This window comes from Xylanibacter muris (genome assembly GCF_013166605.1).
Classification (GTDB): Bacteria; Bacteroidota; Bacteroidia; order Bacteroidales; family Bacteroidaceae; genus Prevotella; species Prevotella muris.
The window spans coordinates 531,557-557,184 of record NZ_JABKKF010000001.1 but is presented as its reverse complement, the minus strand read 5'-3'; the positions used below and the strand labels follow the sequence as shown (position 1 = coordinate 557,184).

Annotated in this window: 18 protein-coding genes; 11 read left to right on the top strand and 7 right to left on the bottom strand. The window is 46.5% G+C overall.

Annotation, left to right across the window (positions count from 1 at the left end; all coding sequences use genetic code 11):
- Positions 1–3 precede the first annotated feature (3 nt).
- Positions 4–1,659, bottom strand: a complete 1,656-nt coding sequence (locus tag HPS56_RS01960) for an AMP-binding protein (RefSeq protein WP_172272999.1) — start codon at positions 1,657–1,659, stop codon at positions 4–6.
- 46 nt (positions 1,660–1,705) lie between these two features.
- Entirely contained in the window at positions 1,706–2,260 is a 555-nt protein-coding gene (locus HPS56_RS01955; RefSeq protein ID WP_172272996.1) for a helix-turn-helix domain-containing protein, read from the bottom strand.
- A 306-nt stretch (positions 2,261–2,566) separates the two neighbouring features.
- Here HPS56_RS01955 and HPS56_RS01950 point away from each other — a divergent pair, with 306 nt between their 5' ends.
- The 4 genes from HPS56_RS01950 to HPS56_RS01935 all read left to right on the top strand — a co-directional run bounded on the left by HPS56_RS01950 (position 2,567) and on the right by HPS56_RS01935 (position 9,421).
- The gene (locus HPS56_RS01950) at positions 2,567–2,953 is read left to right on the top strand and encodes a hypothetical protein (protein ID WP_172272993.1); all 387 of its coding nucleotides are present in this window, start codon (positions 2,567–2,569) and stop codon (positions 2,951–2,953) included.
- Between the two features lie 24 nt (positions 2,954–2,977).
- Positions 2,978–5,296: a GEVED domain-containing protein gene (locus HPS56_RS01945; RefSeq protein WP_172272990.1), complete on the top strand. Its 2,319-nt coding sequence runs from the start codon at positions 2,978–2,980 to the stop codon at positions 5,294–5,296.
- Positions 5,297–5,368: 72 nt separating this feature from the next.
- Positions 5,369–7,477, top strand: a complete 2,109-nt coding sequence (locus HPS56_RS01940) for a M6 family metalloprotease domain-containing protein (RefSeq protein ID WP_172272987.1) — start codon at positions 5,369–5,371, stop codon at positions 7,475–7,477.
- 513 nt (positions 7,478–7,990) lie between these two features.
- Positions 7,991–9,421: a NosD domain-containing protein gene (locus HPS56_RS01935; RefSeq protein WP_172272984.1), complete on the top strand. Its 1,431-nt coding sequence runs from the start codon at positions 7,991–7,993 to the stop codon at positions 9,419–9,421.
- A gap of 125 nt (positions 9,422–9,546) precedes the next feature.
- Here the strand turns inward: HPS56_RS01935 and HPS56_RS01930 are convergent, their stop codons facing one another.
- From HPS56_RS01930 to HPS56_RS01920, 3 genes are all read right to left on the bottom strand, one after another.
- Entirely contained in the window at positions 9,547–10,509 is a 963-nt protein-coding gene (locus HPS56_RS01930) for a Rossmann-fold NAD(P)-binding domain-containing protein (RefSeq protein WP_172272981.1), read from the bottom strand.
- A 105-nt stretch (positions 10,510–10,614) separates the two neighbouring features.
- The gene (locus HPS56_RS01925; protein WP_172272978.1) at positions 10,615–11,379 is read right to left on the bottom strand and encodes a UDP-2,3-diacylglucosamine diphosphatase; all 765 of its coding nucleotides are present in this window, start codon (positions 11,377–11,379) and stop codon (positions 10,615–10,617) included.
- A 76-nt stretch (positions 11,380–11,455) separates the two neighbouring features.
- Positions 11,456–11,776: a metal-sulfur cluster assembly factor gene (locus HPS56_RS01920; protein ID WP_172272975.1), complete on the bottom strand. Its 321-nt coding sequence runs from the start codon at positions 11,774–11,776 to the stop codon at positions 11,456–11,458.
- A 312-nt stretch (positions 11,777–12,088) separates the two neighbouring features.
- Between HPS56_RS01920 and HPS56_RS01915 the strand changes: the two genes are divergently transcribed.
- The 5 genes from HPS56_RS01915 to HPS56_RS01895 all read left to right on the top strand — a co-directional run bounded on the left by HPS56_RS01915 (position 12,089) and on the right by HPS56_RS01895 (position 21,159).
- Positions 12,089–14,062, top strand: coding sequence for a six-hairpin glycosidase (locus tag HPS56_RS01915; RefSeq protein ID WP_172272956.1), 1,974 nt, complete (start codon positions 12,089–12,091; stop codon positions 14,060–14,062).
- Between the two features lie 16 nt (positions 14,063–14,078).
- Positions 14,079–16,562 (top strand): glycoside hydrolase family 2 TIM barrel-domain containing protein, encoded by a 2,484-nt coding sequence (locus tag HPS56_RS01910; RefSeq protein WP_172272953.1) that lies wholly within the window; start codon positions 14,079–14,081, stop codon positions 16,560–16,562.
- Between the two features lie 137 nt (positions 16,563–16,699).
- The gene (locus HPS56_RS01905) at positions 16,700–17,404 is read left to right on the top strand and encodes an HAD family hydrolase (protein WP_172272950.1); all 705 of its coding nucleotides are present in this window, start codon (positions 16,700–16,702) and stop codon (positions 17,402–17,404) included.
- Between the two features lie 97 nt (positions 17,405–17,501).
- Positions 17,502–19,547 carry a methionine--tRNA ligase gene (gene metG / locus HPS56_RS01900; protein ID WP_172272947.1) on the top strand — a complete coding sequence of 682 codons (2,046 nt, stop codon included), beginning with the start codon at positions 17,502–17,504 and terminating at the stop codon, positions 19,545–19,547.
- A gap of 148 nt (positions 19,548–19,695) precedes the next feature.
- Complete coding sequence (locus HPS56_RS01895) at positions 19,696–21,159, top strand: lipopolysaccharide biosynthesis protein (RefSeq protein WP_172272929.1); 1,464 nt, start codon at positions 19,696–19,698, stop codon at positions 21,157–21,159.
- Here HPS56_RS01895 and HPS56_RS01890 read toward each other — a convergent pair.
- Entirely contained in the window at positions 21,150–22,112 is a 963-nt protein-coding gene (locus HPS56_RS01890; RefSeq protein ID WP_172272926.1) for a hypothetical protein, read from the bottom strand. The two genes, HPS56_RS01895 and HPS56_RS01890, sit on opposite strands and share 10 nt — an antisense overlap.
- 241 nt (positions 22,113–22,353) lie before the next feature.
- Between HPS56_RS01890 and HPS56_RS01885 the strand changes: the two genes are divergently transcribed.
- Together HPS56_RS01885 and HPS56_RS01880 are read left to right on the top strand one after the other, a co-directional pair.
- A complete protein-coding gene (locus HPS56_RS01885; RefSeq protein ID WP_172272923.1) occupies positions 22,354–23,229 on the top strand; it encodes a glycosyltransferase family 2 protein in 876 nt (291 codons plus the stop codon).
- Between the two features lie 2 nt (positions 23,230–23,231).
- On the top strand, positions 23,232–24,146 hold the full coding sequence (locus HPS56_RS01880; protein WP_172272921.1) for a glycosyltransferase family protein: 915 nt from the start codon (positions 23,232–23,234) through the stop codon (positions 24,144–24,146).
- 56 nt (positions 24,147–24,202) lie between these two features.
- On the opposite strand, the gene HPS56_RS01875 is transcribed toward HPS56_RS01880, so the two are convergent.
- Positions 24,203–25,561 (bottom strand): DUF6080 domain-containing protein, encoded by a 1,359-nt coding sequence (locus HPS56_RS01875; protein ID WP_172272918.1) that lies wholly within the window; start codon positions 25,559–25,561, stop codon positions 24,203–24,205.
- Positions 25,562–25,628 lie beyond the last annotated feature (67 nt).

Sequence of the window (25,628 nt, the reverse complement as noted above, 5' to 3'; positions counted from 1 at the left end):
CCGTTATTTATTATCCCTTGCCCTTATTTCAACGCGTCTTATCTTCCCGCTTATGGTCTTGGGCAACTCGTCTACAAACTCTATTATACGCGGATACTTATAGGGTGCGGTCTCATGCTTGACATGGTTCTGAAGCTCTTTCACCAGTTCGTCTCCAGCCTTCTGTTTCCACGTGTCCTTAAGCACGACCGTAGCTTTAACCACCATGCCGCGTATATCATCCGGCACTCCCGTAATGGCACATTCCACTACCGCGGGATGTGTCATAAGAGCGCTTTCCACCTCAAACGGTCCTATGCGGTAGCCGCTGCTCTTTATCACATCGTCGATGCGTCCAACAAACCAATAATATCCGTCCTCATCACGCCATGCCACGTCACCGGTGTGGTATATCCCGTCATGCCATACTTTCTCTGTAAGCTCTTCATCGCGGAAGTATTCCTTGAAAAGTCCGACAGGCTTTCCATTTGCAGTACGTATCACTATCTCGCCTTTCTCTCCGTCCTCACACTGTGTGCCATCAGGCTTTATCAAGTCTATGTCATACTGCGGGTTCGGCAGGCCCATGGAGCCCGGCTTAGGCTCTGTCCACGGCATTGTGCCGAGTGTCATTGTGGTCTCCGTCTGTCCGAACCCTTCCATAAGGCGTATGCCTGTAAGGCTGAAGAATTTGTCATACACAGCAGGATTAAGTGCCTCACCGGCGGTGCAACAGTAGCGAAGAGACGACAAATCGTACTTGGAGAAATCCTCATGTATCATGAAACGATATACCGTCGGTGGTGCGCAGAACGATGTTATACGGTATTTCTCAATCTGGCGCAACAGCTTGTCGGCCGTGAACTTCTCATGATCGAAAACAAAAACAGCCGCACCTGCAAACCATTGTCCGTATAGCTTTCCCCACACGGCCTTACCCCATCCGGTGTCGGCAACGGTCAGATGAATGCTGTCTTCCGACAGGTTATGCCAGAACACACCGGTGGTGAGATGGCCGAGCGCATACAGATAGTCGTGCGCCACCATCTTCGGCTCACCGCTTGTCCCGCTGGTGAAATACATAAGCATTGTATCATCATTATCGTTGACATGCTCCGGTCTCACGAAATCCCTGACATCATTCCATTCATTGTGCCAGTCATGAAAACCGACCGCATGCGAGGGACCGACGCTTATCAGTGTCTCCACGGTGGGACTGTCTGCCATGGCAGCCTTCACCTGGCTCACCACATACTCCTCTCCCACACATACTATCGCCTTCACCCCAGCACGGTTGTTGCGGTATACGATATCATGTGCAGTAAGCATGTGGGTAGCAGGAATGGCCACAGCACCTATCTTATGAAGGGCAAGCACCGAGAGCCAGAACTCATAACGGCGTTTCAGAATCAGCATCACCATATCTCCGTGCCCTATTCCAAGCTGCATAAAATATGCAGCCGTACGGTCGGTCTGTTCCTTAAGGTCTCTGAATGTGAAGCGCATACATCTGCCATCGTCGTCAGTCCACAACAACGCAGGCTTGTCGGGCCGTTCTTCGGCCCATACGTCCATCACATCATAAGCAAAGTTGAAAGTTTCCGGTATCCTGAATTGCAGATTATGTATAAAGTCGTCCTGTGACTTAAAATCTGTCTGCACTAAAAATCTTTCTATCATAGTTTTTGTTTTTATATGTTTCACCAAAGCAGCGAAAACCGTTCATCTATTCCACAACCACGAGAAACCTTACCGGCTGTCCGTCGAGCGCCCTCATGCAATGTGGCTGTGAGGCATCGAAAAAGATACTGTCGCCCTCGTTAAGGACCATTACCTTGTTGCCGATGGTTATCTCGAGCCGTCCTTCTATCACATAGTCAAATTCCTGACCCTCGTGCGAGTTCTTATGAAAGGTCTCTCCCTCGGGCAACGGGTCTACACGCGTCATGAACGGATCGAACTTACGCCCGCGAAAACCTCCGGCAAGACTCTGATATTTATATTCCTTGCGACGTTCAACACTCATACCCTGACCGTTTCTTGTAAGGAAATAACTGCTCATACGCGGTTCCTCGCCAAACATAAGGACATCAAGCGCTATTCCATACCGCTTGGATATTTTCGACAGTCTGTACACCGACGGATCGGCCTCGCCTGTCTCTATCTTCATATAATGGTCAAGAGTGATGCCGCACAGCTCCGCAACCTCCTCTGCGGGAATGTCAAGAACTTCCCTCAGCCCCCGCAGCCTCTCGCCAATCTGCCTTATCTGTTCATCCATATTTCTTATAAATTAATTATTACGCATGCAAAGTTATGATAAAAAAGTGAAATACGGAAAAACATCGCTATAGATTTAAAGCAAAGAATCGTGTCAGCAAATTTCCATTTTGACATCTTTTCAGAAAATCTTACGGTTATCTTTCATACACACAGAAAAATATAATAACTTTGCACCCCGAAATATAGAAGGTAAAAAGATGTGCCGTTTCCACGGATTAAAACCGCGGAATCCGTAATTCGGATATCTTATCTTTACAGAAAAAACATCAAAAAAACAAACACTCCCGCGGAAGACAAAACAATTATGAAAAAACTATGCGTTTTATCATTGGCTGCAGCCATGGCCACTGCGACATTCGCACAGGGCAGTTTCACATCCCCGACATCAGAAACTGCTAATGAATATGGCTTTATAGTAAATAGCAAAAACCACATGTTCACCACGGGAAACGGCAAAATGAGCCTGATGGCCAAAGAAACAGCCTACGACATCCTGTCATGCAAGGAAGGTTCCGTGTTCGGAAATGAACTTACCGAAAACACACCATGGACCGGCTCGGCATGCGCAGATGCCGGCCGTCCGGGATTCGGGATGGAATACTACCAGCACTTCGACGACTGCTTCTATACATTCAACGAAGTACGTTTCCTCGGCCTGTTCAACTATTGGAACCAAGAAAAATACAGCTAGATATATTGCAACGAACGCGGCAATATGGACGAAAACCTTGAAATGCAGAAACCTGTGACATTCACCATAGGGATATACGAGGAAGGCGACGACGGGCTTCCCGGCAAATGCGTAATGCAGAAAGACATCGAGATTATCGGTGAAAAGACAAGAGTCCAGATTGGAGACGAAAGTTCCGGTTATACAAACATCTACGAATTCAAGGCCCCACTCGGACAGGAAATAAACCTGGAGCACGGTTTCATACAAATCAACGCGAAGGATATGGGTGACAAACCGTCATGTTGGTTTGCCGTGTTTACCGTTGGCGGTCAGTCCGCTTTCCAGAAAGACATCATAAATGAGGAATACAGCGGTCAAATGGGCTGCGCCTTCTGTCTTTACGGCAATGGAACACACAACGCGAAGAAGGCATTGCAAATAGAACGCTTCATGACACCTTCGCCAACCGCATCCGGAAAATATGAAAAGGTTCAGGTGGAAATTACAAACATAGGTGAAAACACCATCGATGACGCAAGACTTGAACTTTATGTCGACGGAGAGCTTGTAGCCACCGAGGACGTTAATACCTCAATCGAACCGTTCGACTACTACAAATACACATTCAACACCCGTGTGGACTGTAGCCGGAAACACAAAATCACCGTAAGAAACGTGACTCCCGGTGATGAGAAGAAATCATACGAGACGGCCGACATGACCGTTGAGCCTCCTGTTGTGGGCGAATACCCGGAATGCTTTGTGCGTGTACCTAATGTGATAAAAATCACGGAAGTGAAACTCGGTGACATCAACAACACAAGCGAAGGCTCAACATACAGCGACTATAAAGACAAGAAAACAACCATCACCTTAGGAGAAAAACAGACGCTCAACATCACCATCAAGTCTACAGACTATCAACCGGCACTCGGTGTATTCATTGACTGGAACGGTGACCATGTATTCAGCAAAAACGAAGCCGTAACCTTTAGCTCTTTCAATGCTGATGAAAACGGTGCGACAGCTGTGGCAGAAATAAGCGTTCCCGACTTTGCCGTGATCGGAGAGCACCTCATGCGTATCGTAGCCGTACCTTATTATTATACTCCAAGTCCTGCAGAATCATTCTATAACGGAGAGGTTGAAGACTATACCATTATCGTGAAAGCGACTCCCGAGGATCCGATAGCAGCCATAGACAAGACTTTCATAGAGCAACAGATAACAGACAACGGTGCGGAAACAGGACTGAAACTGAGCAACAACGGAAACGGCACACTCAAAGCCAACATATCATTCGACTACATGTTGCCGGACTACCCTTCAAGCAAGATCTCAGGAAACGCTCCCAAGAACGGCTTCAAAGGCATATTCAAGACAGCGAAGAAAACAGCAGACAGACGTATGGCACCGACAAGAGACGCCGCCACACAATATGTACTGAAATATGACACAGACATATACGACTGCATAGGTATAGGAAACGCCAACAGTGCAACATTTGCCAATATGTATCCTGGATCCATGCTCTCTAATCTTGAAGGAATGACAATCAGCAGCGTAGACGTATTTATCGGTGACCTACCAAAAAGCACAAGCATCGTGATATACGGACAAGACAAACAGACAAAATGCGGAGAACTCATTACCGAACAGGCTTTCACTGCTAAAGAAGATTCATGGAACCATGTCGTTCTCGACAAACCTGTGGAAATCGGACGCACCGACCTTTGGATAGGAGTAAAGATGAACCAGATAAACGCCAATGGCTACTACATCGGCACCGATGAGGGACCGGCAAACACCGGCTTCGGTGACCTTGTAAACATCGGTGGCTCTACATGGTGGTCAATGGCCGATCTTGGATTGAACTATAACTACTGTATACGTGCCAATGTGACAGGCAACCGCACACCGGCCATCAACTGGCTCAACATAGACAAAGAAACAGTGGAAGTGGCTCCGGGCAACACTGGAAACGTTACGGTAGGCTTCGCACCGCAGAATCTCAACGACGGAATCTACGAGGCTTATATCGAGATAACCGGCAACGACCCGCTAAACCGCTACACCAAGATACCTGTATACATGATCATGGGCAAGACATCATCCGTCTCGTTAAGCAAGGACGGAAAATCAGGAATCATGCTCAACGGAAACACACTGACCGTGAAAACAGAGAAGACCATCGGAAGCATCAGGGTCTGCGACCTCAACGGACGTACAGTCATGAGCGGAAGCAACGGGAACAACGAGGCTACCGTCGATCTCTCGACACTTGTAAAGGGTATATACATCATCACTGTGAGCCATACAGACGGCACATCAGTATCGATAAAGATACCTGTTCTTAAATAAATCACCGCAACCGGCTTTCGGCATGCTTTACCATACAGCATACCGAAAGCCGTATTTTTCAATAATACCATTATGAAAAGAATCTTATCTGTTTTTATCCTATTTGCTTTAGCTGCCGGCACCTTTGCCGTACCTGCAAAGCGTGGAATATGGAAGAACCTGAAACTGGCCGACGGCAGTCAGGTACGCGCCTGCCTTCAGGGAGATGATATGGTGCACTTCTACCAGACCGAGCAAGGCGACTGCTATGTGGCCGATACAGACGGCATCTACAGGAAAACCGACAAAGAATCCCTCACAGCCTACGCCAAGGCACGCAGAAAAATATTCGACAGGGGCAACCGGGCGAGGACAATGAAACTTGCAGGCGGAACAGGCAAGGTTTATGAGGGAAAGAAGAAAGGCCTGATAATTCTTGTGCAGTTTGAAGACAAGGCTTTCAAAGAAGAGCATGACCTGAATTTCTACAAAAGACTTGCCAACGAACCAGGATTCACTACTCCCGACGGTTTCAACGGTAGCGTGAAGGATTATTTCAAGGATCAGAGTCTTGGAAGACTCGAGGTCGATTTCGACGTCGTCGGTCCGGTGACAATGCCAAACCCGTATGCCTATTACGGAAAAAATGTCGGCATCAGCGGTGATGCCCACGTTGGCGAGATGGTGGCCGAGGCATGCAAGGCCATCGACGGCAGTGTGAATTTTGCCGATTACGACTGGGACGGTGACGGTGAAGTTGACCAGGTCTTCGCGCTTTATGCCGGTTTTGGCGAAGCGTCAGGAGGCTCGGCAAACACGATATGGCCCCATAAGTGGACTTTGGATGAAAGCGACTACGGCCGGTCCATTACACTCGACAATGTAAAGATAGACACCTACGCATGCAGTTGTGAAATGACCTTAGACAACGAGAACGACTTTAAGGAAGTTGTTGACGGCATCGGAACAATCTGTCATGAATTCTCTCATTGTCTCGGCTATCCCGACATGTACGACACATCACAGTTCGGCACAAAGAACTTCGGAATGGACGTGTGGGACCTCATGGACTACGGAAGCTACAACAACGGTGGCTACACGCCTTCCGGCTACACCGCCTACGAGAAATGGGTGGCCGGATGGATTACTCCTGTCGAACTCACAGAAAACACTCAAATCACAGACCTCAAGCCCCTGAGCCAGGGCGGCAATGCCTATATAATATATAACAGCGGCAACAACGATGAGTTCATAATGTTCGAAAACCGCAAACAGACAGGCTGGGATGCGGCACAGCCGGCATCGGGACTCATGGCGTTGCATGTGGACTACGATGCTTCCGTATGGAATGACAATACCGTAAACAATAATGAAAAGCGGCAACGCTGCACTATATTCCACGCTGACAATTCTGACGGCACTTCGAAGGAAGATCTGGCCGGAGACCTGTTTCCTTACAACGAAAACAACAGTCTGAACAGCATTTCTTTCCCAAAACCGCTGTGGTATGCGCCTGATGCCAATGGACACAAGTGTGTGGGAAAATCGTTGTCAGACATAACGCTCGATGACAACGGAAACATTTCATTCAAGTTTTCAAATACGGCTATAGAGCGCGACGACTACTTGCTGCTGGAGACCTTCGACGAGAATTCAAGCACCGGTGGCAACGACGGAATTTGGCAAGGCCAGGGAGGAGACGCCCTGATAACCGACCTCAACGGCTGGAGCGGAATAAAACAGTATGCCGGCGCACAATGCGCACGCTTTGGCACAAAAAGCACACCGGGTTCCTTGACCTCTCCTGAATTCGAAGCGGAACAAGGAGCGGAACTTACATGTCTTGCCGGTCCGTGGGCAAACGAGGAAAGTACCATGACCGTATCTTTCATAAGCAGCGTGACCGGAGAGGAGACAATACTCGGTACGTTCGACATCGTTAATCAAGAATGGAAGAAATGCGAGTTGAAAATAACAGTCAGTGGCAAAGGACGACTGAAATTCGCTTCCTCCATGCGTCAGTTCCTTGACGAAGTGAGAGTTTCCAAACCGGTTACAGACGGTATCGAAAGCCTGACAAACGGCAACAGCCAGACTGCCGGCACACGAGTATATTCCATCGACGGACGCTACCTCGGAGACGACATAAGCGTTATGGGACACGGACTGTATATAACAGGCGGTAAGAAGGTGTTGAAATAACTGTTTTGTTTCAAAACAGAGTATTTCCATAAGACATACACTTGTCATAGGAGTGATATATTTTTAATAACTCTATATGGAGAATCAGACAGTTATTAAAAATAATCACTCCTATTATTTTTAACCGTTTCCATATCCCTGTTCCATGCATAGCATGCCCTTAAAGTGTATGTAGGCTGAATACACAGTGTATATAGGCTGAATACACTCTGTATGTAGGCTACATACACTTTTAACATTTACAGTTTGTTTTCCGCAAACATACTGATTATAGTATTATCTTTACACATTTAGTAAAAAGATATAGGAAATGTTGTATCTTTGCATAAGATAGGCGGCACCTCAGCAATTTGAAACAAGTTTCATTGCGTTCGGTTTGCACTATATTTGCATAAGATAGGCGGACCCCAACAATATGAAAAGTTCCCACCGTGCCGGTCTGCCGTGTATTAACCTCAATATACAAGAGATATTACATATCTTATTTTTATATTATAAACAAAAGAAAAGAACATGAAAAAGACTGTATTCATTATGCTGACAGCATTATTGTCAGCAGTATCAGCACTTGCTGGTGACTTCAAGACAAACGGCAACGGTACCACATGGACATTGAGCAAGCTTGCCGATACGGTTGGAAGCGGGGTAACGAAAGAGGGACAGACATTCACGATGGCAAATAACGTTGAAATCGCCGCGGGCGACAGATTTGAAATAGAAAGCGGCATAAAGGTTCTCATGGCCGACGGCGTACAGCTGAGAATCTCCTGCGAGGCAAAATTCGACGCCGGGGAGCGTGTGGTCTTCACGGCTGCAGACGAAACGGCAAAACCTTACGGAATATTTGTGGACAATGATCATTCCACGACCTCATTTTCAAACATAGACTTTGAATATGCCGGTCTGAAAAACTTCGGGACATACGGACTTGACGTTTCCGGATGCACATTCAAAAGACACAACGGTGTGTCCGGCTCATCGGCATTAGGACTGGGCACAAGCGGTGCGGCATTCAACGTAAGCGACTGCATCTTCGAGGAATGCATGCGCAGCGGCATCGGAGGTGCCGCCAACTATGCCAACCCCATAACATTGGAAAACTGCGTATTCAAAGGCAACGGCACATCAAATCTCAACACCCCGCAGATTAATCTCACGACGGCAGGCAACGTCACGGTTCGCAACTGCCGGATTACCGGCAACCCGGCATACAATATGGTCGGAGGCATCGTGGTGTCAAACCTCATCGGCATGACAGGCGATATGAATACCATCATCGAGAGCAACGAGATAAGAGACTGCCGATTCGGAGTGGCCGTATATTGCGAGCAGAAAGCAATAATCAGAAACAACTTACTGATTAACAACAAATATGAGACAAACCCGAACAACGGTGGAAGCGGAATAAACATCTACGACCCGCAAATGACACAGACAACAATGATAACGGGAAACCATATTGAAGGCAACCTATGGGGAGTGACTGTGATTGGAGGCAAGAATATAAATCTCGGAAAGACGGAGGATAAAGATGCCGAAGACTATAATCCCGGAATGAATGTCTTTCTCAACAACAGTAACAGCGGCAGCGCATACGACCTGTATAACAACTCCACGAAAACGGTATACGCGCAAGGCAACTACTGGAAAAGCGTGGATAAACAGGACAGGGAAAGCATAGAGACCGTGATATTCCACAAGAACGACGACCAACGTCTCGGAGAAGTGATATTCATGCCGGCACTCAACGAGGATCCGGCAGATATCGGTGGAATAGCCGCAACAGGAAAGATTGGCAAAGTGAGCGTTTACAGCCTCAACGGCATAAAGATTGCAGAAACTGACGGCAAGGACTTCTCCGGCCTGCGTCCCGGAATATACACCGTGCGCATGGCTACCGACAAGGGTATAATTACCAGAAACATTGCCATAAAGGGCAGATAACAGTCTGGAAACAAGATTCACAGGTAAAGAATAAAAAAACGGTGCCGTCTGCTTTTTAGTGAGACGGCACCGTTTTTTATTATTCATATACCTTCCTTCACAGACTTCCTGCAGGAATACAAGCCCTACATTGCCTCAAGCATACGTCTGATAACCACCGAACAAGATATCTCGCGGTTGGCGGCTTCGGGAATGACTATCGAGTCCGGTCCTTCTATCACATCATCGGTAACGATAAGACCGCGTCGCACCGGCAGACAGTGCATGAACTTTGCATTATTCGTCACAGCCATGTGACTTCTGTCTATAGTCCATGACATATCCCTGCTTAGTATCTTTCCATAGTCGTCGGGACGTGTCACCCCAGGACAGCTCCAGTTTTTCGCATATACGAAGTCAGCTCCTTCGAGGGCCTTCATCTGGTCATACTCCACACGCGCGCCTCCGGCAAACACCGGATCAAGCTCATAACCCTCTGGATGTGTGATCACAAAGTCCACATCGGCCGCATTCATCCACTGTGCAAACGAATTCGGAACGGCCTGAGGAAGCGCACGGCAATGCGGTGCCCACGACAGAACCACTTTCGGACGGGCAACAGTCTTGTATTCATCTATGGTTATAAGGTCGGCAAACGCCTGAAGAGGGTGTACTGTGGCTGTCTCCATGGCAAACACCGGACGCCCGCTGTACTTTATAAACTGATTAAGCACCGTCTCCGCATAGTCGTACTCGCGGTCTGTAAGTCCGGCAAAGCTCCGCACCCCTATAATATCGCAATAGCTTCCCATAACCGGAATTGCCTCAAGAAGATGCTCACTCTTGTCACCGTCCATTATAACCCCACGCTCAGTCTCTAATTTCCATGCTCCCGCGTTCACATCAAGCACAATAACGTTCATGCCGAGATTCATAGCTGCCTTCTGGGTGCTTAGTCTTGTGCGCAGACTGTTGTTGAAGAATATCATAAGCAGGGTTTTGTTTTTCCCCAGACACTGATATTTAAAACGGTCGTTCTTTATCTCCATTGCCTCGGCAAGGGCCTTATCAAGCCTGCCGATGTCATCTACATTGATAAACGATTTCATTGCTTCTCTTTTTGTATTTAGTTTTTGTTATACCTGACGCGTCATGCAAATCCATTTCCCCACGTCGCTGTCCTTCTCATAATCTATTATTCCCGCCATGCCAAGTCAAGGACGGGACTCTCCCTCCACAAACTCTTCAAGAAACATGTGCTCTCCGTCAAACACGGCGTATGTGAACTGTGTTATCCAGTCGCCAAGTATCATTACACGCGCCTTTTTAGTAAGCTGCAGGTCGAGTTCGATGTGGCGGTGACCATAGATGAAATAGTCGACATTGGAATGATGCTGTATATATCTTCTGGTAAACAGCACCAGATGCTCCCTGTTCTCTCCCATATATGCCGGTTCCTCTCCGTTCATTCTCTTCATACGGCTGTGTTTTGCCCATGTCTGTCCAAGCCACATAGCCCATCGCGGATGCATCGCGGAAAACAGTATCTGACATATACTGTTGTGAAACATCGCCCGCAAGAACTTGAACTTCGGATCAGGGTCTCCAAGTCCGTCGCCATGCGCCATAAAAAACACCTTACCGTATATCTCCGTGGTAAGGGGCTGGCGGTGAATCACCACTCCACACTCTTTCTCCAAATATCCGTATGCCCATATATCATGATTGCCGGTGAAGAAATGCACCTCAATCCCCATATCGGTAAGTTCCGACAGCTTTCCGAGAAAACGCGTGTATCCTTTCGGCACCACATACCTGTACTCATACCAAAAATCAAATATATCACCCAAAAGGTATACTGCGGCAGCCTTGTCCTTGATACTGTCGAGAAAACTCACAAGTCTGCGCTCATGCATCCGGCCGTGATCTATGGCCAACGAGCCGAGATGGGCGTCGGAAAGGAAATAAACGTTCTTCATATTCTTACACGGATAACATTGATATAAAACGGATCTCCTGCCACTGACATCATCGCGACAGGTTATCCACATATTATCAGTCGAAGCCAAGCTCGACACGTGCCTCCTCGGTCATCATGCTCTGATCCCATACAGGCTCAAACACGAGGTTTATATTGGCATTACGCACACCCTCGACCCCGTCTACTTTCTGACGTACGTCCTCAAGTATGAAATCTGCTGCCGGACATGAGGGAGCAGTGAATGTCATATCAACGTCCACATCACCGTCGTCTTTCAGATCTACCTTATATATCAGGCCGAGGTCGTAGATGTTCACCGGTATTTCCGGATCGTATACAGTTTTCAGAACATCCACTATCTTACCCTCGATACTTGCTTTTTCTTCCTGTGTCATATCTTTACTATATAATTTATGTGTTCTGCCATACAGCGTTTACATTGCAAAAATACATCATTTTTCCGAGAACACAAAACCGGCCGGAGTATTTTACCCGGTTCGGGCCAAGATAGATCTCAAGTCTGTGCGCTATGCTTCATACATAATGCCCATAAACGGCCGCAAACAAAGGGTTTTCAACATCTGTAACCCTTATTTTCAACATAAATGTCCGCCAGTAAATACTGTTTTACCTATCTTTGCATCCGTAAAAATCCAGAGTCTTAAAACAAATCAATTACATTTATATTGTAAAAGCATTACTTAATTATGAAATTAAACGTAAAACCCAAATGTGCAGTATTCCTAATCATCCATCTACTTTTATGTCTGCATTCATATGCAGGGGAAGTGAGTTATAAAGTGTCTGACATTACCGGAGGCATTATCTCGATATCCGCTTCAGACAACATGAACTGGATAATAAATCCCGACAGGACACAATATGAATGGGTCGGCAGCAAATACGCCTGGGGACTCGGATTCCTTTCCATAGATGGTGTGAAACACAGTTGGGACCATCCTTCGGGAAAAACAAGAAATACCCTTATATACCGTACGGGCAACATAAAGATAAATATAAAACGATATACCGACAACGGTGATCTGGTAGAAGAATATGAATTTATGAACATATCCGGCAAAACCGTCGCCTTATCAGACATCGGCATCTTCACACCATGGAACGACAACTATCCCGACGCCTCCACATGCATGACATCACGCTGCAATGCACACGTATGGGCAGGAGGCTCCGCCGCATGGGTGAAAGCCATGCGCATGAACGGACACGGGCCACATATTGGAATGATTGTCACAGAAGGCGCCATTGACAGCTACGAAATATTGGAACGTGACAAAAAGAAAGGCTTGTCAAACTTCCGCGGAATAATAACAATGAACGTACCCGACATGAAAATAGAATCGGGAAGAAAATACAAACTGAGCTGGAGAATATTCACTCACAACGGAGGAGATTTCGACGAGAAGGTGATAAATCGCGGGGGAGTAATAGTATCTGCACCAAAATATGTTTACGAGAAAGGAGAAACGGCCGAGATTACTTTCCGCTCTGCCAGAGAGACAAAAACGATAAGACAGAAAATCACCCGTATCGGTGAAATACGAATGACATATAAGTATTCCGAAGGCCGGCATACATGGGCAGACATTCTTGCCGTATCAGGAGAAGACAAACTTATTGAAAAACGGGCAGACTTTATCACAGCCCGACAGCAGATGGATAATCCTGCCGACCCGCGTCATGGCGCGTATATGGTTTACGACAACGAGGGAGACAGTATACTCTCCAACGACTTCGGACGTAGTGACCTCGATGAGGGACGCGAGCGTGTCGGCATGGGAATATTCCTTGCCGAATATTATAAAAAAAATCCGTCTGCCGCACTTCTTGAATCACTGAGCAGATACGCGGCATTTATACGCAAACTGCAGGACCACAACTATAAAACGACATCCAATGTAAGACGACAGACGAAAAACAGAGGATACAACTATGCCTGGGTGGCAGACTTCTGGTTCAGAATGTATGACATCACGGGAAATAAAGACTATGCGCGCAACGGATACGGCACAATGAAAGCCCTTTTCCGACAGTTCGGACACAATTTCTACTGCATAGACTATCCAGTGACAACCGGTCTGAAGGCTCTCGGAAAGGCCGGAATGACTGCCGAACGAGACACGCTGTTAAGCAATTTCCGTAAAGTGGGTAACGGATTTGTCTCACGCGGCCTCGACTTCCCGCACCATGAAGTAAACTACGAGCAAAGCATAATAGCCCCCGCAGTACAATTCCTGTGCGAGCTGTATCTCGAGACAAAAGAAAAGAAATACCTCAATGGAGCGGAACTGATGCTTCCGGCCCTTGAGGCCTTCGCCGGCGGACAACCGTCATTCCGAATGAACGGAATTGCCATACGGCACTGGGACGGATACTGGTTCGGCAAACGACAGACATGGGGAGACGTATACCCGCATTATTGGAGTACGATAACAGCCGGAGCATATCATTATTATGCCATTGCCACCGGCAAGACAAAATATCAGGAACTGGCCAAAAACATAGTACGTAACAACCTCTGTCTTTTCTTCGAAGACGGACGCGCGACATGCGCATTCGTGTATCCAAAAAGAGTGAACGGCGAAAAGACACACTTCGCAGACGCCTACGCCAACGACCAGGATTTTGCGTTGATGTTCTATCTGCTTGTAAACAATTAAAATACAAATTCATACAATGAGAAAACTATTCGTAACAGCCGTATTTGCCTTATCACTGGGGTGTAGCCTGCCCGCACATGCCCAGTATAAGGATGTGAAAGAAAAGAAAGAACAGCGCAACAGACCTCTTGCGAACTTTACGGGAAAACAAAAGACACTGTTTAACTTCGGATGGAAATTCCACCTTGTGACAGACAACGACAAGAAAACGGATTTTGCAGATCCTGCGTTTGATGACTCAGGATGGAGGACACTCGACCTTCCGCACGACTTCCAGTTTGAACAACCGTGGAACCGGAACACAGGAGGCGCACGGGGCTTCAAGCCCATGTGCCGGGGATGGTACAGGAAAACCTTCCGGCCGGATCCGGCATTGAACGGCATGAGAATAACGCTTGATATAGGGGGACTGATATATTTCGGTGATGTGTACATCAACGGACATAAGATTGCATCGACAGATTACGGTTATGTAGGATTCGAGGCAGACCTTACCCCATACCTCCGCTTCAACAACGACAATGTGATTGCCGTGTATGCGTCAACCGGCCCGAAAAAAGGCTCACGGTGGTACACAGGAGGAGGACTTTTCAGGGATGTATATCTGAAAGTATCAAATCCTACCCATATCGCACGACACGGGGTATTTATCACGACTCCGGAAATCAGCCGCGAAAGAGCTAAGGTATGCGTACAGGTGGAAGTAGACGGATGGCAGAAACAGAACGTAAGGATACAGACAAGACTGAAAGATGCCGACGGACACACGATAGGCACATCTGAAAGTGGCATGCCGAAGCATACACATCAGACATGTACGGAAGTGAAACTGCCGGAAATAGAAGTGACAGCTCCAAAACTATGGTCACCGGACACGCCTTACCTTTATAACGCAGAAGTGGTTGTCTATTCTAACGGAACTGCTGTCGACAGCCTGAACGAGACATTCGGCATACGCAAACTCGAATTTTCACCCGAATTCGGCTTCAGGCTCAACGGAGAAAAGATTTTCCTAAAGGGGAATTCCGGACACCATGACCTCGGGGCTCTCGGAGCGGCATGCTACGACAGAGGCATAGAAAGAATGATGCTCAAACTGAAAGAATTCGGATACAACACCATACGGTGCTCACACAATCCATACAGCGAGAGTTTCGCACGTATTGCCGACAGGGTGGGAATGATTATTGTAGACGAGCTTATAGACAAATGGAGCGACAACGACTACTGGGGCGGACGGCAACCGTTCACAAATATATGGCACAAGCTGATACCGGAATGGATAAAGCGCGACCGCAACCGCCCGAGCGTCATCCTGTGGAGCCTCGGAAACGAACTTCAGATACGTGAGGGCTGGACAGGATTCACCGGCATGAACGACTGGGGAGTGACCACATACAGGATTTTCGACCAGACAGTGAAAAGGTTTGACAACACCCGCCTCACCACAGTCGGCATGTTCCCCGCACGGGCAGGAGCGATAACAAGGAAAGACAAGGATTTCGAAGACTATCTCGTTCCACCGGAACTGAGCTGCGCAACGGAAATAGCTTCGCTAAACTATCAGTCCGACAAGTATGAGGCATACATGAAATATAAACCGGACATGATAATATTCCAAAGCGAGGCGGAAACATCAAAGATGCTCGAACCGTTCCACAACATGAACCATGAACGCAATGTGGGAATGGCATACTGGGGTTCTATCGAATACTGGGGAGAATCGAATTCCTGGCCAAAGAAAGGCTGGAACTACTCTTTCTTCGACCATACGGTGCACCCGTATCCGCAAGCCTATCTTATACGCTCCGCATTTAAGGCCGGTGAGCCGCTGGTGCGCATAGGAGTGATAGACAGCAAGGGAGGCGAAAGCGTGAACTGGAACGACGTGATTGTCGGACGCCCGTCGATACTCGACCATTGGAACTTTAAAGCCGGAAGCAAACAGAATATAGTGACTTATACAAACGCCCATTCCGTGGAACTTATTGTAAACGGGAAAAGCATCGGCACAAAAGAAAACAACGAGACTCGCAAGGACCAGAAAAACTCTATCCTCTGGTCAAACGTAAGCTACGGAAACGGTGGCTCCATAGAGGCAATAGCACGCGATGTTTCAGGAAAGATTGTGGCACGCCACAAAATGGAAACGGCAGGAAAGGCCGTGGCACTGCATATTGAACAAGAGTCAACGGAATGGAAAGCCGACGGCACAGACCTGCAGTATCTCAACGTCACGGCCGTGGACAAGAAAGGACGCAGGGCCATAGACTTCAACGAGCCGCTGACCGTAAGCGTGGACGGACAGGCCACGCTGCTCGCCATCGACAATGCCGACCACTATACCAATGATCTGTTCCTCAACGTAAGCACAAAACCTATGCGCTACGGACGCATGCAGGTGATTTTACGGAGCAAGACCGAGGGCGGCAACGTTACGCTTAAAGTGAAGGCAGGCAAGTTGAGCAAGACTTTCAAAACAAAAACAATGAAGCAATAGCTTTAAACATCCGTAATACGGAAAATAATTCGTATCTTTGCAAACCGTTACGCACGGTGCATGTCCTATGGATTACCTTGGTGACCATCGGCACGCACCGTGCGTTTTTTCCAAATACCATACCGCAATTACACCAGATGAAAACATTCAATAACATACAAGCAATAGTTTTTGATGCCGACGACACACTGTGGGACTGTCAGTCATATTTTGAAAAGGTCGAGAACAGGCTCTGCGACATGCTCAGTCCATGGGGAACACACGATGAGATATCATCGGCACTGTTCGCCACCGAGGCTGCAAACATGCCGGTGTTGGGTTACGGATGCAAGGCATTCACACTCTCTGTCATAGAATGTGCCATTAATATAAGCCATGGAGAAATAAAGGCAGAATCCATTGGAGAGCTTGCCGAAATGGGTAAAGCCCTGCAGAATCTACCGGGCACTCCGCTTGACGGTGTCATATCTACACTTGAAAAGCTGAAAGACAGCGGTGCGTACAGACTTGCGGTATTCACAAAAGGCGAACTGCTCGACCAGGAGAACAAGCTGCGCCGGTCGGGGCTGGAGGGATATTTCAGCCACGTGGAGATTGTGTCCGACAAAACCGAGCTATCCTATCGCAACCTGTGCCGCAATATGGACATCGCGCCGGAGGAAATGGTAATGGTGGGCAACTCGTTCAAAAGCGACATAGTACCGGCAATAACCGTCGGAGCCTATGCCATACATATACCGTTCCATGTGACATGGCAACTCGAACACACACAAGAGTTTGAGCACGAAAGACTTGCCAAGGTATCGCATTTTAAGGACATCATGAAAGTCATACCGGTGTAAGAGGCGGAGGAAAGGCAAAAACGGATAAATTCATTTTGTACTTCCACCTTATTTTAATAACTTTGCACCACGAATAAAAAGCATACACATACAACACATGGAAGAAAAGAACTTTAAGAGAACAACCGTCACCGCCGCGCTGCCATACGCAAACGGCGGTGTACACATAGGCCATCTTGCCGGAGTATACGTGCCGGCCGACATATACGTACGCTATCTGAGACTTAAGAAACAGGATGTGATATTCATCGGAGGTAGCGACGAGCACGGTGTGCCAATCACAATACGGGCAAAGAAAGAGGGCATCACACCGCAGGACGTGGTGGACCGATACCACTCTATGATAAAGAAAAGTTTTGAGGATTTCGGAATATCATTCGATGTCTACAGCCGTACAACATCCGAGACTCACAGCAAACTTGCATCAGACTTTTTCAAAAAGCTCTACGATGACGGCAAACTGATAGAAAAAGAAACAGAACAATACTACGATGAAGAGGCACATCAGTTTCTTGCTGACAGATATATAACCGGTGAATGCCCCCATTGCCACAACCCTAAAGCATACGGTGACCAATGTGAGAAGTGCGGAAGCGATCTTGACCCCACAGAGCTTATCAACCCGCAAAGCACCATCAGCGGCTCACAGCCTGTGTTGAAAAAGACAAAGAACTGGTATCTTCCGCTCAACGAATACCAGCAGTGGCTGAAAAAATGGATTCTTGACGGACACAAAGAATGGCGGCCTAACGTTTACGGACAATGCAAGAGTTGGCTCGACATGGATCTTCAGCCCAGAGCTATGACACGAGATCTCGATTGGGGAATACCCGTTCCAGTTGAAGACGCAGAAGGAAAGGTGCTGTACGTATGGTTCGATGCGCCCATCGGATATATATCAAACACAAAGGAACTGTTTCCTGACACATGGGAAAAATGGTGGAAAGACCCTGAAACACGCCTTATACACTTTATCGGAAAAGACAATATCGTGTTTCATTGTGTAGTCTTCCCCGTAATGCTGAAAGCACACGGCGGGTATATCCTACCGGAAAACGTGCCTGCCAACGAATTCCTGAACCTCGAAAACGACAAGATAAGCACATCACGCAATTGGGCCGTGTGGCTTCATGAGTATCTCGAAGAAATGCCGGGCAAGCAGGATGTGCTCAGATATGTGCTGACCGCCAACGCTCCGGAAACAAAAGACAACAACTTCACATGGAAGGATTTCCAGGAAAGAAACAACAATGAACTTGTGGCCGTTTACGGAAACTTTGTAAACCGTGCACTGCAACTGACAAAGAAATACTGGAACGGAGTGGTGCCGGAATGCGGTGAACTGACGGAAGTTGACAAAAACACACTCAACGAGTTTAAAGACGTGAAGAAAAACGTGGAAGACCTCCTCAACGTATTCAAGTTCCGCGATGCACAGAAAGAGGCCATGAACCTGGCACGTATCGGAAACCGCTATATCACAGAGTGTGAACCGTGGAAGGTCTGGAAGACAGACCCGAGACGTGTAGAGACTATTCTCTATATATCCCTGCAAATTGTAGCCAACCTTGCCATTGCATTTGAGCCGTTCCTGCCGTTCAGCAGCGCCCGCCTGCGCAAGATGATCAACATCAACGAATTCAACTGGCAAGACCTTGGCTCAACAAACCTCCTGGCTGCCGGCCATCAGTTGGGTGAACCGGAACTGCTGTTCGAAAAGCTTGAGGATGAGGTAATAAACAGGCAACTGCAGAAACTCGAAGACACTAAGAAAGCCAACGAGGCCGCAGCATACAAGGCCGACCCGATAAAAGACACGGTTGACTTCAGCGATTTTGAAAAACTCGACATACGTGTGGGACATATCAAAAACTGCGAGAAAGTGAAGAAAGCAAACAAGCTTCTTAAGTTCACAATAGACGATGGCACAGGCACAGACCGTACCATTGTAAGCGGAATAGCCAAATTCTATGAGCCGGAAGAACTTATCGGCAAGGATGTGTTGTTCATCGCCAATCTTGCACCACGCAAGCTCATGGGCATAGAAAGTCAGGGCATGATACTGTCAGCCGAGAACTTTGACGGCAATCTCAGCGTGACAACAATACTCAGGAATGTAAAGCCGGGAAGCAAAGTTTGCTAATCACAAACATTTCACCCACAAAACAATAACTACAACCGGCCATATTATGAAATGCCAATATTACGCATTATGGATAAAAAGTCGAATCGACCATTATTCAAAACCATATTTATAGGCATATCATAATATGGCCGGCTTTTTACAGCCTATGGATACACTTAAGGAAAAAACAGCAAAGGGTATGTTTTGGGGAGGTCTGAACAACGGTGTACAACAACTCATCGGACTGGTGTTCGGAATCATCCTCGGCAGGCTTCTGTCGCCAAAGGACTATGGAATGATGGCCATGATAAGCATATTCCCGCTAATCGCCTCGACACTGCAGAACAGCGGATTCACCTCCGCACTTGCCAACATGCGCAATCCTGGGCACAAGGAATACAACTCCGTTTTCTGGTTCAACATCATTATGGGACTGTCACTATATGCACTTCTGTGGATATGTGCCCCTGTCATTGCCGGATATTATCACAATCCCAAGCTTATTCCATTATGCCGGTACGCATTCCTATGCATTATAGCATCAAGCTTCGGCACGGCACAGACAGCCTATCTTTTCAAGAATCTTATGGTGAAGCAACAAGCCATCGCCGGTATGACCGCGATACTGTCATCAAGCATTATCGGAGTGACAATGGCGTGGCTGGACATGAGCTACTGGTCGCTCGCCACCCAGACAATAGTCTTTGTCGGTGTAAACACACTTATGACATGGCACTTATCTCCATGGCGCCCGACAATGAACATAGACTTCACCCCAATCAAAAGCATGTTTACATTCAGCAGCAAGATACTTGCAACAAACATACTGATACACGTAAACAACAACATACTTAACATACTGCTGGGACGCCACTTCTCCGCCACCGACACCGGCCATTACAACCAGGCATACCAATGGAACACCAAAGGCACGTTCCTCGTGCAGGGCATGGTGCAACAGGTGGCACAGCCGGTATTGGCAGGACTAAACAATGACTCCGGACGGCAACTGAACACGCTGCGCAAAATGATGCGGTTCACAGCCTTCATATCCTTTCCCCTGCTCTTCGGAATGGCATTGATATCATACGAATTGATTATCATTACGATAAAGGAACAATGGATTGCCAGCACGCAACTGCTGAAAATATTGTGCATAGGCGGTTCAACAATGCCTCTATGCACCCTTCTGTCAAACATGGTGATAAGCAAGGGGCGCTCCGACATTTATTTCCGCTGCACACTTGCCTTATGTATCACCCAGGTGGTACTGATGATGACAATATGGCCGTTGGGTATACGCAACATGGTGATTGCCTATGCCATGCTGAACATATTGTGGATGTTTGTGTGGCAATATATCACATACCGTCTTACAGGATATACCATTATGATGTTCCTACGCGACATCGTGCCGTTCGCACTTGCCGCTGCCACCGTAATGACAGCTACCCATTTCATTACTCTTGCCGTCCATAACAACGGAGCACTGCTTGCAATACGCATAATGACAGCTGCCGCAGGCTATTATGCCGTAATGAAAGTAGCAAAGGTAAAGATTCTTGATGAATGCATGGAATTCATCACCTCCAAAATCAAACGCAGCAAGCCTGACGGACATCACCAATAGCATCCGCCTTCTACCTTGTCACTCTTATCCGTACGATATTTCGTGGGACGAACCCAATAGGGATTATCCATCAGCTTTATATAAAAATCACTCGGCAGACCAAACTGTACAGCCTCTGAAGGATTCTCCCAACGCTTTCCTTTTATCCCGAACAACAACTGAAGCGAACCGCCTATATGAACGGCCTTACGGCCTGTACGGCACACATGGGCAGCCAAAGGAAAACCGTATGCCCCACACCCGAGAAGACAAATATCATAGTCAAGCTTGTCTATCTCAGACTTCATATAGTCAAGAGCCTCAAACCAGTTGTCAAAACGAATAGCGTCTCCTCCACCTATACTCTGCACCGCTTTAACAGTACGGAGTGTGAAGTCCGGTAAAACACGGCTGTCACTGAAAAGATTCCTGCGGTTGGCATACTGACTTTCTATAAGCTCTGCAAAAGGATGCACCACCACTACACGCTTGTTCTCAAGAACACGGCTCCACGGGACATTGGCGACAAACGGATCGAGAAAGCCGACAGGAACAAACTCCGGATCATCCATATAAGCGTACAACTTCGGCAAGTCATATATCTCACATGTAAGAACTCCACACAACGACATCATACGGGCATCATCAAGCATCATCTCCGAAAACCGGGAAAGGCTTTCATCATCAACAGGAAAGAAACCTGCCTGATTATACATACATGCTTTCTTTCCCTCACTCCACCACCAATCACCGGACTTACCGCGAATATAATCCAATAACGGAGGCATTCCCCTCTTTACATCAAGATAGTTCAGAACACAGCCCATCTCATTGGCTCCAAACCTTGCTATCATACACGGTCCGTCTGCAGACAGCATGTCATATATTAACCGGGAAACCTTATTACGATCCTTCTCCATAATAACAGGTGACGGCTTTTCATATCCTATAACCTTACCATACAATATACGCATGGCTTTAAATATCTTGAATACAAACATTCGAATTCTATTTCTTATCGTCATAAGTCTTTAAACATTATATTAAGAAACAACTACAAATTTACATAATAATATGACAAAATACATTATTAATACAATAATAATTGCATCATCCACAAAAATCATTTTGCCAAAACTGTCTTTTATATCCACCATGCAGTTGGCCTTGTCGAATTTATTCATTACTTTTGTATCTGATTTATATACATAGGCAATGAAAATTCTGGTTATCATCGTTTCATATAATTTCAAAAGGTGGCTTAATCCGTGTCTCGACAGTCTGAGAAAGACAACCATACCTGTATCTGCCGTTGTAATAGACAACGGCTCACAGGACGACACAGTGGAAATAATACGCAGAAACTATCCTGAAGTAAGAATAATACCCACAGGCAAGAATCTCGGATTCGGACGTGCCAACAATATTGGAATGAGAATTGCCTTAAAAGAAGGATTTGACTACGTTTTCCTTATGAATCAGGATGCTTGGGTTGAACCTGATACAATAGAGAAGCTGGCTAAGGAAATGGAGAAGCATCATGATTACGGAATTCTCTCCCCTACACATATTACCGGCAAAGGCGACTGTGAAGATGCAGGATTTGCCTTTTATGCAAAAGACGGGAAGGCAAACGGCACAATAACCGATGTACAGTTTGTGAACGCGGCTTTCTGGATGATTCCCGTGGAAGTGCTGCGCACGACAGGAGGATTCTCCCCATTATTCTATCACTATGGAGAAGACATCGACTTTGCCAACCGCGTAATATACCGGCACTTGAGAATCGGATTCATGCACTCTGCAATAGCTTACCATGACCGTGAATACAGACAGATCACACACCGGCAATTTATGCACTCGGAATATGTCTATCTCCTATCCCAATATGCCAATATAAACCTGAGCATCGGGAAAGCTTTCGGTTACAGCGTGCTTGCAGGAATAAAAAAAGCCGTTAAAAGTGTTATGCACGGAAGAACGGGAGAAGCATCAGAATACATGAATATTGTATTCAGGTTATGTGCAGATACGCCAAAGGTCATAACCACGAGAATAAACAACACAAAACAAAAACCAAACTATATATGACAATGGACAGTTTATCTCCGATATTGCTATTCGTATACAACAGACCGCTCCACACACAACAGGCCGTGGAGGCGCTGAAGAACAATGACATTGCAAAACAAACGGAACTGTTTATCTACTCCGATGCTGCAAAAAATGAAACCGACTACGATAATGTTGCAAAGGTAAGGGAATATATCCGCAACATCACCGGATTCGCCAATATCACAATCACTGAAAGATGCGAGAACTACGGACTCGCACGGAATATAATCGACGGAGTGACTGAAATAATAAACAGATATGGAAAAGTTATTGTGCTGGAAGATGACCTCATTGTGGCACCATATTTCCTGCAATTTATGAACGATGCTCTTGACACATATAAAGACGAGCCTAAAATCGGACACATACAGGCATACGATTTCACCAACGACCCCGCACTGCCCGACACATTCCTGATAAAATTCACAGGAAGCTGGGGATGGGGAACATGGTCAAGAGCATGGAAACATTTCAATCCCGACGGGAAAGCCCTCCTAAAAGAACTTGAAGAAAGAAAACTCACACATACATTCGATTTCAACGGCAACTATAAATTCACACGAATGCTGAGAAGACAGACCGAAGGCAGGAACAATTCATGGGCCATAAGATGGAACGCATCACTGTTTCTTGCCGGCATACTGTCGTTAAACACCGGCAAATCACTCGTACAAAACAACGGATTTGACGGAAGCGGAACAAACTGCGGAGGAGGCGGATTATACCAGTCAAATCTATACACAGACCGGCTTGATGTGGTAAAGATAACAGATATAAGGGAAAACGCAACTGCAAGACAAGCCTTCACAAAATACTACAGACGAACAAACTCATTCATGGCCAAAGCCATAAGACGCATAAAACGAACACTGAAAGGCGACTTCGGAGCATAAATATAACAAAGCATATCATGCCGACAAATCCTACCGGCATGATATGCCTTCCTGAATCACCTGAGCATATATGATGTGATAAGAGTTCCATTATAGATCCAAAGATACAACGTGACAACCAGCAACAGTCCGCGAAGCCATGCCACATTACTTTGTGAGGTATATTTAAACAGGAATCCTATGGCAACAGGAATTATAAAAATCCAATGCCCGCTCATTATATAAACCTCCATTATACCAAAGCCTATTACCATGTTGACAAGCATGTCAAATCCAAACCAGGAAAGACACATCCGGAAAAAACCGCTACGCCATCCGCACCATATCCCAAGAACGAACAGCAACACAATAAAAGCCTCAACAACATAGCTCCACCACCACTTATAGGAAACATAGACAGGACGTGTGCGGTTTGTATCCTCAAGAAGATGGCCCTGATGAAGCTGTATCGACTCTCCGAAAAGATTTTCTGCCACAGCCTTCCATCGTGATGTAGACATATCCGTCCATGCAAACAGCTTGCTGTCAGCTATCGGCTCGCCCATATGCTCTTTCACCCATTTGTGTTCTTTCTTAAGTTTCTCTGCAAAAACACTGTCTTTCTTTATCTTTGCATTAAGACGCGCAGCATTAAGACGGTCTGTCGGAATCTCTACCTGATAATGCACCGCAAGATATATTCCTCCCAAAACGGCAGTGGGTATGACTACAGATGCAATAAGGCTGCGGAAACTGAAAAAACGCTTCCCATTAGAAAATACACCGGCCAAAAGTATCTTCACACCATTGGTAAGAGTGATACCGGAAGAGACAAGATAAACGAGCCCGAGAAAGACACTGCCTATCGTCGTCCCATTCTTCATCGCACGTCCTACAACATACATGGTAAAAGTCAGAAGAAACATAGACATACAGAAATGATCCGGCACCATCACCGTCAGCATCACATGGCCGAAAGAAAAGAAAAAAGCTGTAAGAAGAAGCGAATCATTGCGCTTCAATTCTATAATCTCCCGTAAAACACGATAGATGAAGATAAATGAATAAAAAGCGCAGAATACGAGAATACCACCCATTATATAAACCGCCATGTTAAAACTGGTATACTCCATCTGCCAGCTGTTGAAGAGATAAGCGGGATACAGAAGCACGGCAAGCAACGGATGACGGTAAAGAGAATAGTAAAGCCCCCAACGTGAAAGTATCATGTAAGTGAACATATCATATCCCGAGACAAGAAACCTCTTGCTGAATACGCTCCAAAATCCGATATTTCCACCCAACGTGAAGCGTTCATGGTATTTCATTATCATGAGTGCATTCAAAGCCACAAACAGGATTCCCGCTACCAATGCTGGTATACGCTCCTCACGACGGATGCCGAAAATACTTACCAGTTGCTTAAAAATTTTCATATTCCATTTATCAGATAAACAAAACATATACAATTGTAAAAGCCCACCGAATTTCACAATCCGACGG

What these genes read in the sequence shown, in the direction of transcription:
- HPS56_RS01960 (WP_172272999.1), bottom strand. Translation starts at nt 1,659, where the DNA reads ATGATAGAAAGATTTTTAGTGCAGACAGATTTTAAGTCACAGGACGAC.
- HPS56_RS01955 (WP_172272996.1), bottom strand. Translation starts at nt 2,260, where the DNA reads ATGGATGAACAGATAAGGCAGATTGGCGAGAGGCTGCGGGGGCTGAGG.
- HPS56_RS01950 (WP_172272993.1), top strand. Translation starts at nt 2,567, where the DNA reads ATGAAAAAACTATGCGTTTTATCATTGGCTGCAGCCATGGCCACTGCG.
- HPS56_RS01945 (WP_172272990.1), top strand. Translation starts at nt 2,978, where the DNA reads ATGGACGAAAACCTTGAAATGCAGAAACCTGTGACATTCACCATAGGG.
- HPS56_RS01940 (WP_172272987.1), top strand. Translation starts at nt 5,369, where the DNA reads ATGAAAAGAATCTTATCTGTTTTTATCCTATTTGCTTTAGCTGCCGGC.
- HPS56_RS01935 (WP_172272984.1), top strand. Translation starts at nt 7,991, where the DNA reads ATGAAAAAGACTGTATTCATTATGCTGACAGCATTATTGTCAGCAGTA.
- HPS56_RS01930 (WP_172272981.1), bottom strand. Translation starts at nt 10,509, where the DNA reads ATGAAATCGTTTATCAATGTAGATGACATCGGCAGGCTTGATAAGGCC.
- HPS56_RS01925 (WP_172272978.1), bottom strand. Translation starts at nt 11,379, where the DNA reads ATGAAGAACGTTTATTTCCTTTCCGACGCCCATCTCGGCTCGTTGGCC.
- HPS56_RS01920 (WP_172272975.1), bottom strand. Translation starts at nt 11,776, where the DNA reads ATGACACAGGAAGAAAAAGCAAGTATCGAGGGTAAGATAGTGGATGTT.
- HPS56_RS01915 (WP_172272956.1), top strand. Translation starts at nt 12,089, where the DNA reads ATGAAATTAAACGTAAAACCCAAATGTGCAGTATTCCTAATCATCCAT.
- HPS56_RS01910 (WP_172272953.1), top strand. Translation starts at nt 14,079, where the DNA reads ATGAGAAAACTATTCGTAACAGCCGTATTTGCCTTATCACTGGGGTGT.
- HPS56_RS01905 (WP_172272950.1), top strand. Translation starts at nt 16,700, where the DNA reads ATGAAAACATTCAATAACATACAAGCAATAGTTTTTGATGCCGACGAC.
- metG (WP_172272947.1), top strand. Translation starts at nt 17,502, where the DNA reads ATGGAAGAAAAGAACTTTAAGAGAACAACCGTCACCGCCGCGCTGCCA.
- HPS56_RS01895 (WP_172272929.1), top strand. Translation starts at nt 19,696, where the DNA reads ATGGATACACTTAAGGAAAAAACAGCAAAGGGTATGTTTTGGGGAGGT.
- HPS56_RS01890 (WP_172272926.1), bottom strand. Translation starts at nt 22,112, where the DNA reads ATGCGTATATTGTATGGTAAGGTTATAGGATATGAAAAGCCGTCACCT.
- HPS56_RS01885 (WP_172272923.1), top strand. Translation starts at nt 22,354, where the DNA reads ATGAAAATTCTGGTTATCATCGTTTCATATAATTTCAAAAGGTGGCTT.
- HPS56_RS01880 (WP_172272921.1), top strand. Translation starts at nt 23,232, where the DNA reads ATGGACAGTTTATCTCCGATATTGCTATTCGTATACAACAGACCGCTC.
- HPS56_RS01875 (WP_172272918.1), bottom strand. Translation starts at nt 25,561, where the DNA reads ATGAAAATTTTTAAGCAACTGGTAAGTATTTTCGGCATCCGTCGTGAG.